Source organism: Comamonas sp. wu1-DMT, assembly GCF_040187805.1.
GTDB lineage: Bacteria > Pseudomonadota > Gammaproteobacteria > Burkholderiales > Burkholderiaceae_C > Comamonas > Comamonas thiooxydans.
On sequence record NZ_JBANEM010000022.1, the window covers coordinates 44,729 to 61,778 of the forward strand.

Sequence of the window (17,050 nt, forward strand, 5' to 3'; positions counted from 1 at the left end):
TGGTCCATGAAGATTGGTGAACTGGCTGAGGTCACTGGTACGGCGGTTGAGACCATTCGCTTTTATGAACGCGAGAAGTTGTTGCCTTCGGCTGCTAGAGCTGAAAACAACTACCGGATGTACTCGGCGGAGCACATAGGCCAACTTGCCTTCATTCGACGCTGCCGGTCACTGGATATGACACTTGATGAAGTACGTGCTTTGCTCTTGCTACGCGAGTCATCTGCGAAGGACTGTGCAGAAGTCAATGCACTCTTGGACACACACATAGAACATGTCACTCATCGCATTCAAGAACTGAATGCTCTCGTCACTGAACTTCAGACCATTCGTGCAAGCTGCAGCGCTCCAAAGGCGCTTTCTGAATGCGGCGTTCTTGCAAGACTGGAGACAAGCTCCACGACAAGCAGCGCGTCTACTCGCCCCCAGCGCCATATCGACGGCGCGCACTAGGGAGCCATGCGCCGACCAATTGACCGAGTGGATGCGGCAGGCTCTCATGGCTTTCTATTGTGGTAGACAAGAGCAGCAATCAATGGCGTTCGAGCTCATTGTTTGCAACGTAGATCTTTAGCGTGCTGCCTGCAAACGCTGCGGGTGCGATCTTCGACAACTCGATGGGCCTGTGACCCATCACATCAAATTTCCAGATGAACTGTTCCCCGCCATTGGTGAACGCAACCGTCTCTCCACACACAAGATTGAGATATTGAGTGCTTCGTGTTGTGTCAACAACGCGTGTGACCTGAGACGCAGCACCTGCTCGTCCAAATGTTTTGTCTGCACCGCGTGTAGTCGAGTTGGTCTTTGCAGTCGTGCTTCCAGACTGACCAACGAAACTGCTTTCATTTGCCGATGCTGTCATCCCGACGGTGGCTGAGGACAGCAGGATCGAAGCCAGAATTGCGAGATTAGTTTTCATGATGAAGAGTCCTTTATCAATTACTTGAAGAGTGTCTGAGCGCCTTTCTACCCAGACACATCAAATATATAGACAGGCACTTTACGCAATATAGTCTGCAACATGATATTTTTGTAATCTACAGCGTGAATTAACCTGATTACTAAAATGTAATCTGGATGTCAGATTTCTGTCGGTATTGCACACATAGAGTTCTGTGCCCCTATTCCAAATCGAATCTCGATATTTCTATTAGGGTTAATAGGATTTCTATGAGCGCACCAGCATCCGAAGATAATCTTAAACTTCACCGATCAAGAATAGCTTTGTTTTTACAAAAATCTACCAATCGCCATAAGCTATGGTTAACTATTGTTTCTCTGCTTGCGATGCAAATTGTTTTTGCATCTCTAGGATATGAAGGTAGAAAAATATTACAGATAAGTATTCTACTTATACCGACACTATTGCTATTACTAATTCCAATTAATAACTCAAGGTTGAACTTAATTAGAGCATTGCTTGTATGGAGCTTTGTTCTTGTGTTTTTATTGGACTCAGCAGTTCGAGCGCATCTCATCTCAATGTACGCTGCTGCGCCGGATAGCACGATGGTGGTAAGTGCACTTGCTAACACAAATACATCGGAAATTGGAGGCTATATATCCACACACATCCGTGATTTCAGTGGATCCAGTATTATTTTAATAATTTCAGCGGCAATTGCTCTTTGGTTGTCTTTAAAAGGGGCCAGAAATAAAACAAAGGTCTCTAAAATTGAGTTGATCGCTTTATCCATCATCATCTTAATATCGGCCGTTTCTTACATAAGTAAACCATGGAGAAAAATAAATCCTCTTATCTTTTGGTCTAATTTGGCTGAATCCGTAAAGGTTACGAAAGAAAGCTGGACGTCATATGGAAAAGAGCGCGCCTTAGCACAAAGGTTGGCGAAAAATGAGATTCCTTCAATTGCTAGGAAAGATAAATCCACCGTGGTTCTTGTTATTTCCGAGAGCATAAATCGAGATAACATGGGAATTTATGGCTATGAAAGGAATACGACACCGATGCTTGAAAAGCTTCAGAAAGATATAGGCGATAGATTTCTCGTTATTCGTAATTCATGGTCCACGGAAGCAACTACTATTCCGGCCATCGATAGCATGATGAACTTCACAACCGGTGAAACAGATAAGAAGTTAAATATTATTGCTCTCGCGAAAGAAGCAGGATATAAGACTTGGTGGATAAGCAATCATGACGATATTGCAATTACGCAGAAGCACGCAGCTATGGCCGACGTGACTTCCATGGAAAATAATAAACCAGGAAGATCTAGCAATTCACTTGATGAGATTTTATTGCCTTCATATGAAGAAGCTCTTAAAGATCCACATCCCCAAAAGTTGATTGTTCTACATATGCTGGGGGCTCATCCTCATTATCGTCTCCGGTACCCAGAAAAGCAGCCTCAATTTCCCGATGATGAAGTATCAAAAGTAATGTCGGTCGCTGAGCGCTCAATGTGGGTTCAGCAATTTAGAAACGACTACGACTCGGCTATTCTTTATCAAGACACTGTAGTTGCATCTGTCTTTGAAAAAATAAAAAGTTCCCCATCCAGCGCAGAGGACTACAAGTCCGTTATTTACGTATCTGATCACGGGCAGGAGGTTGGTCATCAAACAAATAAAGTTGGTCACAGCCCCAGTACTGCATCCGGTTATAAAATACCCACAATAATATGGACATCAACAGGAACTGATGTGGCTTCTAAAAATATTTCCGATAGACCATTTAGAGCTGACTGGCTCGCTTGGACCATGTCGGATCTAATGGCATTACGTTGGAATAGTTACGATCCATCCCGAAGTATTATCAACTCGAGCTATAGCTGGATTAGTCCACGCTTACCTATAAATGACACAATAACAGGCAATTAATACATGAAAGAAGACTGGCTTGAGGAAATGCCTAGAACCGATCAAGCCAGCCGCCAAAGCTAGATAATTTACTTCTGGATATAAACGGCACTGTTGCATAAATCAGTTCCGGGCCAAACTTCCCCTGACCCAAGACTGACGATGCCACCGCCACTTTTTGCGGACAGACCAGTTCAGTGAACTGATTGAGAATGGAGGCTCGAATGTGCAGTTCGTTGACCTGGTGCTCGAAAGTTCTAGACATGACCCGCTCGCCCAGGTGTTTAATGCAATGCATCTTGGTCTACAACAGGCTGCTGTGGTGATAGCCACTCCAACTCTTTCATAACTTGCGTTCATAGCGCATTCGGGCATTCAGGCATTTTTCTCGGAGGGATGATGGGCATGGCATTGCGCTCCATCACGGCGGCATAGACAGGCTGTGTGTCATAGGCGCCATCACCGGTAATGGTCAGCAATGACTCATCTGCCGGCAGTTGTGCCAACAAGTGCGGCACCGCCACCGCATCGCTGCGTTGTTGAAGGTCACGCAGACGGCTCGCACTTTGGGAATCAATGCCGATGTACCCCTTGCGCCATTGACGTCGACGTTCCGCCCCATGCTTTTTACATTTCCATTCTCCTTCGCCCAGGAACTTGATGCCAGTGGAGTCGAGCAGCAAATTCAGGTCAGATTTGAACGACGGCTAGTTGGCGACCTAATTTTTTACTCGGATTTCCGCTTCTGGTCGTTTCCTGACGGTCGTCAAAACAAGCAGGTCGGTCATCGCGTATCGTAATGATGGTCAATTAAGGCCAGCGCTCGCAGCTTTGCTCTAAACAGCTGTGAAGTTGCCCCTGCACGCGCCACAGATCAGCTTTAGCCCTGGCCGTCCCCATACCGAGATCGGATTCTTGCATCCGCTGCAGCTATATTTCACCCGATTGGATCTGTTGGCGGGCGTAGTAAGAACTCCGTCTTCCCCTGCAGTGGCGGCAACAGCTAAGCCCGTGGGCTTAACTGCCTCGGCGAGGGCAGGGATGCTGGCCATGGGGGGCTTGGTCCTTCGATGCCTTGAATGTGGTTGGCCATACTGGTTTGGCCAGCGATCACATGATCGGCAGAGGGAAATCGGTCGTACCAACTGAGCGTGAAATTTGCGGTCAGCAGCTCCTGGCATGCAGCTAGGAAGCGGCCACCCTCGATGGCATAGTCCGCCATGCAATCACCCGTTCGCGCGCCACCAGGTTGCCCGGTAGAGGAGGGCATGAGTCCAATGCTCTCCATCTTTCGCGCCCATTCCTCGTTGTGATACCGGCCTCGGCCTGGTTTGCCAAAATGGTGCTGCCACAAGTGCGTCATTTCATGGACCTGGGTCTGGAGCGTCTCAATGATTGGCACCACTGCAAAGTAGGTCGGATTCAGTGCAATCTCGTCGGTCGTGGAGCCGTCGGCCGAGGCAAAGCGGGCTGCCGAGAAATATCCGAAAGTACGTTTTTCCCGCTGTAGCGTAATCAAGCAGCTAGGCAGTTGCCCCTCAAACAGGCGTGCATTGAAATGGTCGTAAGCCATCTGCAGCTCGTTGTAGGTTTCCTGGGTTGGCGCCAGGCGGCGTGTATGCGCAAGGTCGAGCTCGGTAGACTTAGGTTGCATATTTGTATTGTGCAGTACAAATGCGATTTACAAACATCCAGTTTGATGCGAAACTGCATCAGTTCTGATGCTTAAGGAGTAGCGATGAGATCGACTTTCACGATCGATGACGATGTCGTAAACCGCGCACGCGCCGTCGCGGCACCCGGTATTGCTGTGCCGGAACTGGTACGACTCGCACTGGAAACCTTCACACGTGTCGAGGCAGGTAAGCGTTTGGCTGCGCTCGGCGGTGCCGCGCCAAATATGCCCGATGTGCCGCGCCGTGGCAGTGAGGCGGATGCTGAGGACTCACGCTAATGCCCGTGTCCGTCCTAGTCGATACATCAGTGTGGGTGAGACATTTTCGTGAGGCAGACACTCACCTGCAGGAATTGCTTATGCAAGACAGCGTGCTGATGCATTCCATGGTGCATGCAGAGCTGGCCTGTGGTACGCCGCCAGCACCGCGTGCCGACACGCTGGCGGCTCTGGCGATGCTGCGGCCGAGCCAGGAGGCATCAATTCCAGAGACTTTGGAATTTCTGGAGCAGAACAAGCTTTTCGGCAAGGGCTGCGGCTTAGTAGATCTATCGCTGCTTGCCTCTACGCTTATCACTCCTGGCGCCTTACTTTGGACTGCAGATCGACGCCTCGCCGACATGGCCACACAGTTGAACGTGGCCTATCTACCGCCTTTGCATTGATCGCCCTTGGCGCTGCCAGCCCATGAAGCCAGCGTAAATCGCTGCAGCACGAAGCTTCGGCAGCGCTTCGATGATGAGAGTTTGCCTTATGACTAAATACCGTGATTTGCTTATAGAACGCTACGACACCGAAATAGGTTGCGTTGTTGGGTGTGGACTGGACCGACTGCACCGCGATGTCAGCGAAGGTGAAATTACTCGTGCTGTTGCCCACTACCAAGCCAACAAAGATCAGATTAATACACTGGCTATTGGAGACAGGCGCGATCTCATCCATAAGTTGATCAGCGGCAGGTAAAGCCCTGCCTGCCCATCGGATAAGCAGAGGCCACCATGCACTGCCTCCTGAACTCGCACGGGCAGCACCTAGACCTGCAGTGCTGCTCCTCAATCCGCAGCACTGGTTAAGCGACGCCAACATCCAGGTGCAAATCTGCATCAAGGCTTTTATACTGTATGCCCATACAGGTAAAAGCCATGAATGCCGCAACCCACTCCATCACACACGATCCCGGTGACTATGACCGCTGGCATCTGCCGTCGCATCTTGCGCAGGCGGTTTGGCGCGGCACAGAGGTAGCAAGGTCGACCGGCAGAGCTTTCCCTACTGGCTTTACGGAGCTCAATGCCGCGTTGCCCGGTGGAGGCTGGCCGACTCATGGCTTGAGCGAGTTGCTGTTGCCCCAGGCCGCACTGTGTGAATGGCGGTTGCTCGGGCCGGCCTTGCCTGAGCTGCTGGCGGACAAGGGTAGTCGGGTCTATCTGGTTGCTCCTCCGAAGACTCCACTCGCAATGGGCCTTGCTCAGCTCGGTCTAGCTCCAGAGCAACTTGTCTGGATTGATGCCCAGGGGCCGGCTGAACGGTTATGGGCCACAGAGCAACTCATTAAATCTGAGCCAGACGGTGCTGTGATTGCCTGGCTTCCTCAAGCAAGGCAGGACCAGATCCGCCGCCTGCAGGTTCACGCGCATGCATGCGATGCACTAGTGTTCTTGATTCGTCCCGAGTCAGCCCTACGCGACGCCTCGCCGGCACCGCTCCGGCTCTCTGTGTCTCTCGGCCAGGGCTGGGACATTGATGTGCAGATCCGCAAACGCCGGGGTGGTGCTGCCGTCGAAGTAATGCACCTGAATGCTGTTCCAGGCAATCTAAATTCCATCATTCCGCCTCGTATGCGCAACCTTGGCATTCCAGTGCCAAGCATTCCACAGGAGGTGCGCCATGCATTGGGCAGCTCTCATACCCATATCGCTTCCAAGCTCCGCATCGCCCATTGATCTACAGTCGTTAGCGGTCTGGGCTTTGCAGTTCACGCCGCGCGTGGCCATGGTCGAAGAGGGCGTACTGCTGGAGGTCGAGGCAAGTATGCGGCTATTCGGCGGTACAGCGGCGTTGCATTCGCTGGTGGAGTCTGGAGCGCGAGAACTCGGAGCCAGCGTTGCATGGGCACCGACAGGCCTGGCAGCGCTTGCGTTGGCACGACAAGGTGTGAGCGATGGGTTCCACGAGCCGTTAGTGCGCCTGCTCGATCAGCTGTTGCTGGAGCGAATCACTGCGGTGGCCAAGCATCAGCCGACCCTGGCGAGGGTTGGATGCAGAACCCTTGGTCAAGTGCGTGCGCTGCCGCGCGGCGGCATCGTACGTCGCTTCGACAAAGAGCTTCTTGAAGCAATGGACCGCGCATATGGCCTACGGCCGGAGGCTTACGCCTGGGCGACAGTGCCTGAGACCTTTCGAGCGCGGCTGGAGCTCATGTGTCGCGTGGATCTGGCACCTGCCATGCTTTTCGGGGCGCGGCGGCTGCTTCTGCAGATGGCAGGCTGGCTCAAAGCTCGTCAGCTGGGAGCTACTGCGTTCACATTGCGGTGGTGTCATGACGACATGCGTGCTCGCGATGCCGGTACCGGAGGTGAACTGACCATCCGTACAGCGGAGCCAACACAGAACGTCGAGCACTTCGCTCGGCTGCTCGGCGAGCATCTGGCCAAGGTCGAGCTGCTCGCACCAGCTGGTGAGCTGGAGATCCTGGCTACCGAGGTGCAGCCCATTGTTGAGGAAAGCCGCTCGCTGATCCCGGAGGTTGCAAATAGAGCTCAATCCACCAAGTTGGCCCTAGAGCGAATCCAGGCACGGCTGGGTGATGGCGCGGTGCGTCGGCCACAGCTGACGGCCGATCACCGTCTCGAATGGACGCAGGAGTGGGGCTCGACCGAAGCTCGCCGAGCTTCCAAGTCCGACCTTGTGCACGAGCTGCCGCTTCCCAGCTGGGTGCTGGACAAGCCCATACGCCTGATAGAGCGCGCCAATCGCCCGATCTATCAAGGGACCCTGCAGCTGCTGCTTGGTCCTGATCGAGTGGAGGGCGGCTGGTGGCATCGTGGCCATGAAGAGGGAAATGGCGAAGAAATCCCACTGAACGTGCAGCGGGACTACTGGGTTGCCCGCAGCGATCATGCAGGTCTGCTCTGGATCTTCCAGGCACGCCTCGCCGGCGACCAAACCGCCTGGTTCCTGCACGGGCACTACGCCTGAGAAAGAGCGGCCGTCATGGAAAACGTCCTGCCTGCCTATACGGAGCTGCGGTGCATCTCCAATTTCACCTTCCTGCGTGGGGCCAGCCGACCGGAGGAGCTCGTAGAGCGTGCTCAGGAGCTCGGCTACAGCGCCCTGGCCATTACAGACGAGTGTTCGATGGCGGGCGTGGTGCGCGCACACGTTGCAGCCAAACAAGCGGGCTTAAAGCTGCTGCTGGGCGCACAGTTCAGCATCCAGCCGCGTGATAGCAGCGAGGCACGATTCACCCTGGTGGTCCTGGCCCAGAATCTCAACGGCTACGGCAACCTGTGCCAGTTCATCACCAAGCTACGCCGCTCTTCCGAAAAAGGGACCTATCGGCTCGATCTCGATGAGATCGACGGGAAGGAGCTTCGAGACAACCTGGTGCTGCTGTGTCCAGAGCGCTGCGCGACCGACCCACAGCTAGCAGCCATGGGCGGCTGGGCTTTGACACATTTCACGGGCCGCTGCTGGATCGGCGTGGATCTGGTGCGCCGGCTGGATGATGAGCTGTGGCTCCATCGCATGCGGGAGCTGTCCGATCTAACCGCATTGCCGCTCGTGGCCGTGGGCGACGTGCACATGCATGTGCGCTCGCGCAAGCCCCTGCAGGACGTGCTGACGGCCACACGCGTCGGCAAGCCGCTCACTGAATGCGGCTATGCGCTCCAGCGCAGCGCGGAGCGGCACTTGCGCAGCCGGTTGCGGCTGGCTCAGACATTCCCCGCCGAGCTGCTGGCTCAAACGCTGAGGGTCGCTGAACGCTGCAAATTCAGTCTGGACGAGCTGCGCTACCAATATCCTGATGAAGTCGTCCCTGCAGGGCACTCGGCAGCCAGCTATTTGCGCCAGGCGACCTACGAAGGGGCAGGGCGGCGCTGGCCAGGCGGTATCCCAGAGAAGGTACAGCACCAGATCGAGCACGAGCTGGAGTTGATCTGCGAGTTGAAGTATGAACCGTACTTCCTCACGGTCTATGACATCGTGGCCTTTGCCCGGTCGCGCAACATCCTCTGTCAAGGCCGGGGCTCTGCAGCCAACAGCGTGGTCTGCTACTGCCTGGGCGTTACGGAGGTAGATCCCGCGCGCATGTCTGTGCTCTTCGAGCGTTTTATCAGCCGGGAGCGCAATGAGCCACCCGATATCGATATCGACTTTGAGCACCAGCGCCGGGAAGAGGTCATTCAGTACCTGTACCAGAAGTACGGCCGCGACCGCGCTGCATTGACGGCTGCCGTCATTTCCTATCGGCCTCGATCCGCCATCCGCGATGTGGGCAAGGCCTTGGGCTTCGAGCTCGAAGTGGTCGACGCCATTGCCAAGGGGCAACAGTGGTTTGACGGCCGCAGCATTCGTCAGGAGCGTTTCGATGAGCTCGGCATGGACACGAGCTCGCTGGCCGTGCAGCAGCTCATCACGTTGACGGAGCAGCTGATCGGCTTCCCACGGCATCTTTCCCAGCACACGGGCGGCTTCGTGCTCACGCGAGATCTGCTGTGCAGGATGGTGCCGGTAGAAAACGCCTCGATGCCGGATCGCACAGTGATCGAATGGGACAAGGATGATTTGGATGCAGCAGGCCTGCTCAAGGTTGATGTGTTGGCCCTGGGTATGCTGTCGGCCATCCGCCGAGCATTGGAGTTCATCAGTCGGCGCCGTGGGTTCAATTTTTCGATGCAGGACATTCCTGCAGAGGACAAGGCTACCTACGACATGATTTGCCGTGCAGACACGGTTGGCGTGTTCCAGATCGAGAGCCGCGCGCAGATGACGATGCTGCCACGCTTAAAACCCAGGCGCTTCTACGACCTGGTGATCGAGGTGGCCATCGTGCGGCCTGGCCCGATTCAGGGCGGCATGGTGCACCCGTATTTGCGCCGACGTCAGGGCATTGACCCCGTGAGCTACCCGAGCGAAGCGCTAAAGGAGGCCTTGGGCCGCACCTTGGGCGTGCCCGTGTTTCAGGAGCAGGTCATGCAGGTGGCCATGCTTGCGGCAGGTTTCACTGCAGGCGAGGCCGATGGTCTGCGCCGAGCCATGGCAGCCTGGAAGCGCAAAGGTGGCCTCGAAAAGTATTACGACAAGATCGTGCACGGCATGACCTCACGCGGCTACGAGCGCGAGTTCGCAGAGCAAATTTTTGAGCAGATCAAAGGTTTCAGCGAATATGGGTTCCCAGAAAGTCACGCGGCCAGCTTCGCTCTGCTGGTCTATGCCAGCTGCTGGATCAAGCGCCATGAGCCTGCCGCATTCCTTGCGGCCATGCTCAACAGTCAGCCGCTGGGGTTCTATTCCGCCAGCCAGCTGGTCCAGGACGCGCGCCGCCACGGCGTCGAAGTACGGCCCGTCGACGTGATGCACAGCGAGGTGGACTGTACGATCGAAGACATCGAATCCAAGCCAGCTGTTCGGCTTGGCCTGCGCCTTATCTCCAGCCTGCGCAGCACCAGCGCGCAGCGTATTGCACAGGAGCGTCATCGAGCACCGTTCGACACCGCTGAGCAACTTGCCATGCGTGTGCGTCTACAGCAACACGAGATGAAGGTTCTAGCCGCTGCAGGTGCCCTGGCCACGCTATCTGGGCACCGTCGCCAACAGGTGTGGGATGCCGCAGCCATGCACGCCACGCCCGAGCTGCTGGAGGTGGCCACCGTTGACGAAGCTTTCCTTGAACTGCCGGCAGCGCCGGAAGGAGAGGAAGTGCTATGGGACTTCGCCTCGACAGGCCTGACGCTGCGCAGTCACCCCATGCACCTTCTGCGGCCGCGGCTGAACAAGTACACGCTGAAGACTTCCAGGCAGCTGCGCACGGTCGTCAGCGGCGAGCGGGTGCGAACTGCCGGCATCGTGACGCTGAGGCAACAGCCAGGCACGGCCAACGGCACGGTTTTTGTCTCCCTGGAGGACGAAGAAGGCTGCACACAGGTCATTGTGTGGCGCGATGTGCGCGATGAACAGCGCCAGGTGCTACTAGGGTCGCGCCTGCTGGCCGTGGAAGGTCGCTGGCAGCGGCAGGGTCAGGTATGCAATCTGATCGCCGAGCGGCTGGCGGACCTGTCTCACCTACTAGGACGGCTCACAACGGAAAGCAGGGAGTTCAGGTGAGCGCCAATTGGAACCGGAACTTCCCCAGGGAACCCCATCCTTCGGGCATGATCTCTGGTTTGCCTCATACCCCAGGAGATAAAGTGAAACCTACCTACGAAAATGTCTACATCGGAACCTTTCTCTTTACCCTTGGCTACATGTTCAGTGCAGTCTCAAAAGGGGCAAAAACTGCGGTCGGTATCGAGCTATATCAGCAAACACGAAAAGGCGAAAAAACCATTGGTGACCTTTTGACCTCTGTAGGAGGACGGAATATTATTATTGAGTTCAAAAGAGAGTTTAAAGAAATTGCTGGCGAAAAAACCAAGGCAAGTAAAAAATCTCTCCGGGATAAATTGGAATCTTTCAAAGATTCAAATTTCAATGATATTTCAAAACGCTGCCATTTCTTGAGCGTTGCCAGCGAATATTCCGATAGTAAAAAGAAATGTCTTGCATTTTTACCATATATTGACATTATTATCAAGCCAGCAACAAATCATAACTGGATCGGCGATGGTAAATTTTGCTTGGACTATATTAGTACTCCGTCAACTGAAATTGGTGTGGATCACGAACAATTTAAATATTACGTCGACCAGTTAACGAAAGTGTCAAACGGAACGTGTGGCGGACTTGCCGTTTCCATTGATGCCGAAGGTTTGAGAGCTGCTGTTGTTTTCGATGACATTCGAGATCTACAGCGATCTATCTCCGAGGTGGAACTAGCAGCGGAGAGGGAAATTCAAACCCTCGAAAAATCTATCGAGAATGAAGTGAATAAAACGAAAAGTAAGGGTTACGAGCGATAACCATATGAGAAATACTTCCGTCAATCTACACTCATTCGCTATGGCTAAGTCGCTTCACAGCACCTACGGTGCATGATCGAGAACTCATGAAAATCAAAGCAGATACAAGCACATTCGTTCCTTCAGCTGTACTACGCTATGAGACATGGCTGGGCTACCAAGAAGAAATGGGCCTGCCGCTGACCGCTGAAAATTACCAAGTCACTCAGTTGGACAATGACCGCTGGTCGGTCACCGATATAGCAGGTACGCAGGTCTACCTCGGGATTGGCCCAGTGGAGATTGCCGGTGCTTAGTTCACCTTTACATCAGTCATGGAACCCGTTACCATCTGACACGCTTGCGCTTTAACGGCCAAGATTTGGACTCGCCAGGTATGTGATCTGCTTGGCGCACATCCAGAAGGATGTGGAGGCCACTCAATTTGGGTCGTGTGCGATGCACGATCGCACAGGGAGCCACGAAGATCCATTTCACTTCGATGGAGTCCCTATGCTCAAACTCTTTACCGCTCTCATCGGCCTGCTTTGGCGAGTCTTCCTCATCGTTGGCGGTCTAGTGCTTGGTTCGCTCTGGAATGCTGCTTGGGCTTTCTTCACTTCGCCAAAGGCGACTGAAGAAGATGCCCCCATCATCACCTCGGTCAACGATGTCTATGCCGCAATGTACAACGGTGAGGTAGGCTTGGCCGATCTGCACCGTTACACAGAAGAAGAAAACCGCTAACTCATCGTCAGCGCTTCAGTCTAATTGATGAGCCTTTGCCAGCGTTGGAAGAAAGATTTTCTCCCTTATTGAGAGTTGAACTTTCAAACCCAAGTCGATAACCGACCCACGCCATCATGGAGCTCCAAATGAATGGAAGCGCAATGAACATCAGCGCCAATAACGTGTTAAGAATCATGCGCTTATATAGCTGCGGCTGACCTGAGCTCACGCTTTGCGTAATCTCTTGCATCAATGCAGATCCGCTCAAACCTGGGTACATCGCCTCGATTAAATGAGCGTCAAGCCAACGAGCCACAAACCACATGACGGCCCAAAACTTGACCGTGAATATTGCCAATCCACCAATCACCATCACTTTTAAATCGTAGCAACTAATGACTACGATAAATGGCAGGAACATATACAACGCCATCAGTACAAGTGCTTGGAGCATGGGAAGCATATTCAACAATGGGACCATGCCGAGTGAGGATTCAAATGCCTGTTTACCCACCCCGATGGTACTAATCCCCCCTGTGACGGTACGCCACGCGTTCGTGCCCTTGCCATAGTCGTCGCCCAGCATCTTGTCAGGACTAACAAATGTCGGGTTGGCCTTCTCAAAAGCGAGCTTTGCCATGGCATCCTTGGCCTCATCTGTCGAACTGAACGTGATAGTGTTTTGGGCGACTTGCAAGAGACTCCGCCATGTCGAGGTGTTGCTGGTGAGGCGCTCACGTACTCCTCCTGTAGCAGCGTCAGCTTCCCACCATTGCTTGCAGGTTGGGCGCCCCCAGTCCGGGTTCATAAAGCCCTGATCCGAAGCGCCGCCTTGCATGTATTCGCTATCGCGATTGAAGTCGATGCTCCAGCCAGGCACCGGGTTATATGAGCGCATCACGTCATAGAAACCGGGCTCTGTTCGGAAAAACTGGCTGCCCACCCAGTCCACATCCGTAGGGCCATAGATGCTCCCCTCAGCGAGAATGCCTCGGCCATTTGCTGAGATCTGATTCTTGTCCATCGAGAAATACTGGCTCCGTGCCGGCACAAAGCACTCGCTGTAGAAGCGCTGCACATCGTGCAACAGAGCCGGATCTTCAATTGTGGCCATCCTGGCCAGATCTGCTACGACGCGCAGATCGCGCTCAGAGCTGGTCATACCCGCCCGAAAAGCGCCATTGATGCCAGAGGACAGCCCCATGACGCTGTACCACCACAAGGGGACATAGGACAGGTTTCCCGATCGGGCAAAAGACCCATTCACCGCGTCGGCCATCGCTCGGTCGTAGCCCGAGTTCGTCCCACCTTGGGTCGACACGACCTGAGGCTCAGAACCATCTGCAGCTCGCTCTGGCTTGTAGCTGAGATTGATGTTGTGCAGCGAGGTGAGAGGCGTGGTGGCGAAGCACAGGGCCATAACCAGCAATGCTGTAATCAGCTTGGTCTGTATGGACTCGATGAGAGCCAGCACGCCGTTAAACCCTGCGCCTTCTTCTTTAGCGCTATGCCACGCGCTAAACACGATGAGCGCGAAGGGCAGGGCGGCCAGGCCGGTTCCGGTCAAAATTTCGCCGAGAAGGTTGGCGAATGCCCAGCCGTAGAGCGTCGTAAAAAGTTCAAGATAGCTATCGAGCTGCATATCGATCAGGAGATAAGGCCCATGATGAATCGGGCAATATTGCCCGCGCCTATTGGCACGAGTGCCAGGTACATCGTCAGCATGCCGGCAACGCGCCAGCGCATAGCCAGCACCGCCCGCAGCTCATGCTTGGCCACGTAGCCGCGTCTGAATCCCCAGGCCACGATCGGACGCCAACTGACAATCACCCAGCTGCACAGTGCGGTCTGAGTAAGCGTCCCGAGTTGCGCGCCCTTGCGAAACCATGCTGAGACAGAGACGACCTGTGAGGGCTCCAGCTTGAGCAGCCAGGTTAACAAGGTGCCGCCAATCAAAACGATCAAGGCACCGTAGATGAGCCAGGGCAGCCAACGACGAAGCCGCCCCTTACGCTTTGGAACCGGCTGAGACGCTTCCTCGACTTTTTCGGTGCCGGTCATCTTGTGCTCACACGTCCGTCGACCAACGGCGCAGGATCTGCACGCGTGCCGCCTTGCACATCCATCGACGCGGCCCCGGCTTGCTGCTGGTTGCCCATAATCGACAAAGCTGTCTCGCCGGTCATTTCTTTCCGTATGCGGAACTCAAACATCATGTCGTTGATGTACTGAGTCAGGCGGTCAATCTTCGTCTGTACCTCGGATCTAACGGGAGCAGCGCCTGTGGCCTCGGGCAGGCTCATGCCAGAGATCAGCGCGTTACGCGCGATCAATGCCTTATCGATGGTCTTGTAGACCGCAACCTCCTGGGCCAGGCGGTTAATGGCCACAGACCGCACATCAGTCGGCAGCTTGCGCACGGCGTCCATCAGCTGTGGGCTCACGGCCATGCCGGGAGCGCTGACTTTGGCCAGGTCGGCATGGCTGCTTGAAGTGCTGAAGCCCATATTTCGCATCGTGGGCAGTACCTCGTCCAGCTCGCGCTCAAATTTCGGGGCCAGGCCGGTCGCCGTCGAGGTGATGGTGGGGCTCGGGCAATCGGAGCCTTGGGTGCACATATAGATTTTCTGATCGCCAAGGACTTCGGCACTCCAGCGAGCCAGATCGTCCGGGGTCTTGAAGGCCTGGACCAGGCGCGTCGATGCCAGCGAGGAGCTGCCGTAGTTCGCCGTCGACAGGGAGTTGGCTGCCTTGTTGATGGTGACGTTGTAGCCGGCGACGGCCAGGTCGCGGATTGGCTGGATAGGAGGGGTCCCAGCACCCCCGGCTCGGCTGCCAAATACCCATGGCAATCCGGCACGCTGGCCCGCCTCGTTCTTGTTGATATCGAGCTTGGCATTAACCACGCTGCCGCCCGTATTGGCCTTGACCTTCCAGGCATCGCCCTTGGCCAGGGCTATGTACTCCTCATAAGGGTCCTGGCCATTCTTGATCATCGCCTCCATGTCCTCACACGTCTTCAGCGATGCAGAGACCAACAGATCCGCCTTCTGGCTGAAGTTTTGGAAGAGCTGATAGAGGCCTGGCTGCGCGCGCTGGAGGAAATACAGCGGCAGGGCCGAGATACCGGCTTGCACGGCCCCGGTGATCGTCGCACCCAGGTTCTGGATGCTATTCATGAGATCCGACCACGAGAGCCCGATGTCAAACTTCCCGCAGGAATAGTTCGCGCGGACGCCGGCACCCAACTGCATCGATAAAGCGCTGCGATGGGGGGCAGCGCTGATCGGCGAGCCCCCGCCCATCCGATAGTAGAGACCCGACGAGGTAATCGTTTGGGCGGCCGCAGGTGTCACGACCGAGGGAGCCAGCACGCAGGCCAAGGTCACGGCCGCGCAGATCCGCTTGAAGCGCAGAGAAGAGGAGTGTGCGATTGTCATAGTGAAATTGGAGTGGGAGGTCAGGGCACGGAGTAGAGATACACACCACGACGCCGGCAGCAGGTGTACTTTTGCCAAAGGTTCCAGGCGTAGCCGTCATCGGAGCTGGTGGCTCCATCCCCGAACGAAGTCAGCGACAGCGAGTCGTTCTGGCCGAATTGCTGGCACCCGGACCAAGCCTGCGGATACAACATCTGCCATTTGCGCTTCTCGCCATAGTTGAAGTAGCGATAGCCCCCGGAGGGCTGGACGCGCGAGTAGATGTGAGGCTGAGCTTCCTTGTAGATGATCGAGGCGACACGCTCAGCTAGCACTGCAGAAGCCTTCACGGGGTGCGACTGGATGATTTCTCCGGTACGTGGGTACAGGTTGCCCCAGGTCTGCGTATAGCCTGAGCCGATCTCGCCCAGTCCGGGTACCCAGGCCTGCGGATAGATCATTTCCACAGGCACGATGCCGCGCCAGAAAGGCGCATCGAGCTCGCTTTGGAAGTGCAGGTTGAAATAGCTGGCTCCGCCAGGACAGAAGAGGGCACCTCCGGTGCTGCCCGAGAGAATTTCGGAGAGCTGCTGCAGACCGGCGATGCCCGCCTGGATCTGCTGCACGGTCTCGGCGATCTCCATCACCTGCTTCACGCCCTCGATGGTCTTGAGGATCGTTCCAAGGCTGGCCAGCAATGATTCCGAGCTCAACAGACCCTTGGCATCAGATGCCACAGTTTCTGCAATGCTGGCAGGCACTTGGGTCCACTGGCGCCCAATATTGGGTAGCTCCTTCGAGGGAAACTTGGCCAACTCGCTAACCGTGGGAAATGCGATGGACTTAGGCATTGTGAACATGCCGCCAGACGCGAGCATGCTGGCAAACATGCCGGCAGGATTGCCTATGGCATCCGCCCCTTTGAAGTTCGCCATGGCTGAGTTGCTGTCCAGGCCGCCGGCGGACGAGTCCAGCAGCCGTCCTGTCAGTGCAGATCCAGCCGTTGTCAACGTGGTGGCCACGACCGTGCCGATGTCGGTCCAAGGGTGGCGCAGCGGTTCGTTGTAGGTGCTGACCACCACATCTGGCACATAGTGGGAGATCTTGATCGAGGTCCGAATCCAGCATCCGGTCCAGCCGCAGCTCAAGAAAAAGCACACGCCCTCGACGGAGTACGACACACAAGACAAGGCCGCCTTGGCCGTATTCGCGATGATGGCCGGGGTGGTGGTTCCTGCCATGGTGGTGGCCGGTGTGAGCACAGCGCACATCGAGGCCGTACTGACGGCCGCGACGAGACG

General features: G+C 55.3%; 16 protein-coding genes and 2 pseudogenes. 11 read left to right on the forward strand and 7 right to left on the reverse strand.

Features of this window, described 5'->3' with window-relative positions; translation table 11 throughout:
• Positions 1-6: 6 nt before the first annotated feature.
• On the forward strand, positions 7-453 hold the full coding sequence (gene cadR, locus V8Z78_RS23155; RefSeq protein ID WP_019042328.1) for a Cd(II)/Pb(II)-responsive transcriptional regulator: 447 nt from the start codon (positions 7-9) through the stop codon (positions 451-453).
• Between the two features lie 79 nt (positions 454-532).
• Here the strand turns inward: cadR and V8Z78_RS23160 are convergent, their stop codons facing one another.
• The gene (locus V8Z78_RS23160; protein ID WP_080571250.1) at positions 533-922 is read right to left on the reverse strand and encodes a CzcE family metal-binding protein; all 390 of its coding nucleotides are present in this window, start codon (positions 920-922) and stop codon (positions 533-535) included.
• 251 nt (positions 923-1,173) lie between these two features.
• Here V8Z78_RS23160 and V8Z78_RS23165 point away from each other — a divergent pair, with 251 nt between their 5' ends.
• Positions 1,174-2,847 (forward strand): phosphoethanolamine transferase, encoded by a 1,674-nt coding sequence (locus V8Z78_RS23165; protein ID WP_230629841.1) that lies wholly within the window; start codon positions 1,174-1,176, stop codon positions 2,845-2,847.
• A 145-nt stretch (positions 2,848-2,992) separates the two neighbouring features.
• On the opposite strand, the pseudogene V8Z78_RS27235 reads toward V8Z78_RS23165, so the two are convergent.
• Positions 2,993-3,515, reverse strand: a pseudogene (locus tag V8Z78_RS27235) (IS5 family transposase); the annotation flags it as partial.
• Positions 3,516-3,662: 147 nt separating this feature from the next.
• A pseudogene (locus tag V8Z78_RS23175) lies at positions 3,663-4,480 on the reverse strand (SprT-like domain-containing protein).
• Positions 4,481-4,564: 84 nt separating this feature from the next.
• Here V8Z78_RS23175 and V8Z78_RS23180 point away from each other — a divergent pair.
• The 9 genes from V8Z78_RS23180 (at position 4,565) to V8Z78_RS23220 (ending at position 12,348) form a co-directional block, all read left to right on the forward strand.
• Positions 4,565-4,780: a DUF2191 domain-containing protein gene (locus V8Z78_RS23180; protein ID WP_034356765.1), complete on the forward strand. Its 216-nt coding sequence runs from the start codon at positions 4,565-4,567 to the stop codon at positions 4,778-4,780.
• Positions 4,780-5,166, forward strand: coding sequence for a type II toxin-antitoxin system VapC family toxin (locus V8Z78_RS23185; protein ID WP_019042333.1), 387 nt, complete (start codon positions 4,780-4,782; stop codon positions 5,164-5,166). The genes V8Z78_RS23180 and V8Z78_RS23185 overlap by 1 nt, the downstream gene beginning before the upstream one ends.
• A gap of 88 nt (positions 5,167-5,254) precedes the next feature.
• On the forward strand, positions 5,255-5,464 hold the full coding sequence (locus V8Z78_RS23190; protein ID WP_034356767.1) for a hypothetical protein: 210 nt from the start codon (positions 5,255-5,257) through the stop codon (positions 5,462-5,464).
• A 179-nt stretch (positions 5,465-5,643) separates the two neighbouring features.
• Entirely contained in the window at positions 5,644-6,444 is an 801-nt protein-coding gene (gene imuA, locus V8Z78_RS23195) for a translesion DNA synthesis-associated protein ImuA (protein ID WP_122974731.1), read from the forward strand.
• On the forward strand, positions 6,389-7,699 hold the full coding sequence (locus tag V8Z78_RS23200; protein WP_034356769.1) for a Y-family DNA polymerase: 1,311 nt from the start codon (positions 6,389-6,391) through the stop codon (positions 7,697-7,699). Before imuA ends, V8Z78_RS23200 begins: the two co-directional genes overlap by 56 nt.
• A 15-nt stretch (positions 7,700-7,714) precedes the next feature.
• Entirely contained in the window at positions 7,715-10,828 is a 3,114-nt protein-coding gene (locus tag V8Z78_RS23205; protein ID WP_349732226.1) for an error-prone DNA polymerase, read from the forward strand.
• Complete coding sequence (locus tag V8Z78_RS23210; protein WP_131423883.1) at positions 10,825-11,622, forward strand: hypothetical protein; 798 nt, start codon at positions 10,825-10,827, stop codon at positions 11,620-11,622. The genes V8Z78_RS23205 and V8Z78_RS23210 overlap by 4 nt, the downstream gene beginning before the upstream one ends.
• 86 nt (positions 11,623-11,708) lie before the next feature.
• A complete protein-coding gene (locus tag V8Z78_RS23215) occupies positions 11,709-11,918 on the forward strand; it encodes a hypothetical protein (protein WP_034385147.1) in 210 nt (69 codons plus the stop codon).
• A gap of 196 nt (positions 11,919-12,114) precedes the next feature.
• Positions 12,115-12,348, forward strand: a complete 234-nt coding sequence (locus tag V8Z78_RS23220) for a hypothetical protein (RefSeq protein WP_230629839.1) — start codon at positions 12,115-12,117, stop codon at positions 12,346-12,348.
• 7 nt (positions 12,349-12,355) lie between these two features.
• Here the strand turns inward: V8Z78_RS23220 and V8Z78_RS23225 are convergent, their stop codons facing one another.
• From V8Z78_RS23225 to V8Z78_RS23240, 4 genes are read right to left on the reverse strand one after another with little or no spacing between them, the layout of a single operon-like run.
• Entirely contained in the window at positions 12,356-13,972 is a 1,617-nt protein-coding gene (locus V8Z78_RS23225; protein WP_019042340.1) for a conjugal transfer protein TraG N-terminal domain-containing protein, read from the reverse strand.
• A 5-nt stretch (positions 13,973-13,977) separates the two neighbouring features.
• Entirely contained in the window at positions 13,978-14,391 is a 414-nt protein-coding gene (locus V8Z78_RS23230; protein ID WP_019042341.1) for a hypothetical protein, read from the reverse strand.
• The gene (locus V8Z78_RS23235; protein ID WP_019042342.1) at positions 14,388-15,770 is read right to left on the reverse strand and encodes an integrating conjugative element protein; all 1,383 of its coding nucleotides are present in this window, start codon (positions 15,768-15,770) and stop codon (positions 14,388-14,390) included. The genes V8Z78_RS23230 and V8Z78_RS23235 overlap by 4 nt, the downstream gene beginning before the upstream one ends.
• 20 nt (positions 15,771-15,790) lie before the next feature.
• Positions 15,791-17,020, reverse strand: a complete 1,230-nt coding sequence (locus tag V8Z78_RS23240; protein ID WP_019042343.1) for a TraU family protein — start codon at positions 17,018-17,020, stop codon at positions 15,791-15,793.
• Positions 17,021-17,050: the final 30 nt, after the last annotated feature.

What these genes read in the sequence shown, in the direction of transcription:
- cadR (WP_019042328.1), top strand. Translation starts at nt 7, where the DNA reads ATGAAGATTGGTGAACTGGCTGAGGTCACTGGTACGGCGGTTGAGACC.
- V8Z78_RS23160 (WP_080571250.1), bottom strand. Translation starts at nt 922, where the DNA reads ATGAAAACTAATCTCGCAATTCTGGCTTCGATCCTGCTGTCCTCAGCC.
- V8Z78_RS23165 (WP_230629841.1), top strand. Translation starts at nt 1,174, where the DNA reads ATGAGCGCACCAGCATCCGAAGATAATCTTAAACTTCACCGATCAAGA.
- V8Z78_RS23180 (WP_034356765.1), top strand. Translation starts at nt 4,565, where the DNA reads ATGAGATCGACTTTCACGATCGATGACGATGTCGTAAACCGCGCACGC.
- V8Z78_RS23185 (WP_019042333.1), top strand. Translation starts at nt 4,780, where the DNA reads ATGCCCGTGTCCGTCCTAGTCGATACATCAGTGTGGGTGAGACATTTT.
- V8Z78_RS23190 (WP_034356767.1), top strand. Translation starts at nt 5,255, where the DNA reads ATGACTAAATACCGTGATTTGCTTATAGAACGCTACGACACCGAAATA.
- imuA (WP_122974731.1), top strand. Translation starts at nt 5,644, where the DNA reads ATGAATGCCGCAACCCACTCCATCACACACGATCCCGGTGACTATGAC.
- V8Z78_RS23200 (WP_034356769.1), top strand. Translation starts at nt 6,389, where the DNA reads ATGCATTGGGCAGCTCTCATACCCATATCGCTTCCAAGCTCCGCATCG.
- V8Z78_RS23205 (WP_349732226.1), top strand. Translation starts at nt 7,715, where the DNA reads ATGGAAAACGTCCTGCCTGCCTATACGGAGCTGCGGTGCATCTCCAAT.
- V8Z78_RS23215 (WP_034385147.1), top strand. Translation starts at nt 11,709, where the DNA reads ATGAAAATCAAAGCAGATACAAGCACATTCGTTCCTTCAGCTGTACTA.
- V8Z78_RS23220 (WP_230629839.1), top strand. Translation starts at nt 12,115, where the DNA reads ATGCTCAAACTCTTTACCGCTCTCATCGGCCTGCTTTGGCGAGTCTTC.
- V8Z78_RS23225 (WP_019042340.1), bottom strand. Translation starts at nt 13,972, where the DNA reads ATGCAGCTCGATAGCTATCTTGAACTTTTTACGACGCTCTACGGCTGG.
- V8Z78_RS23230 (WP_019042341.1), bottom strand. Translation starts at nt 14,391, where the DNA reads ATGACCGGCACCGAAAAAGTCGAGGAAGCGTCTCAGCCGGTTCCAAAG.
- V8Z78_RS23235 (WP_019042342.1), bottom strand. Translation starts at nt 15,770, where the DNA reads ATGACAATCGCACACTCCTCTTCTCTGCGCTTCAAGCGGATCTGCGCG.
- V8Z78_RS23240 (WP_019042343.1), bottom strand. Translation starts at nt 17,020, where the DNA reads ATGTGCGCTGTGCTCACACCGGCCACCACCATGGCAGGAACCACCACC.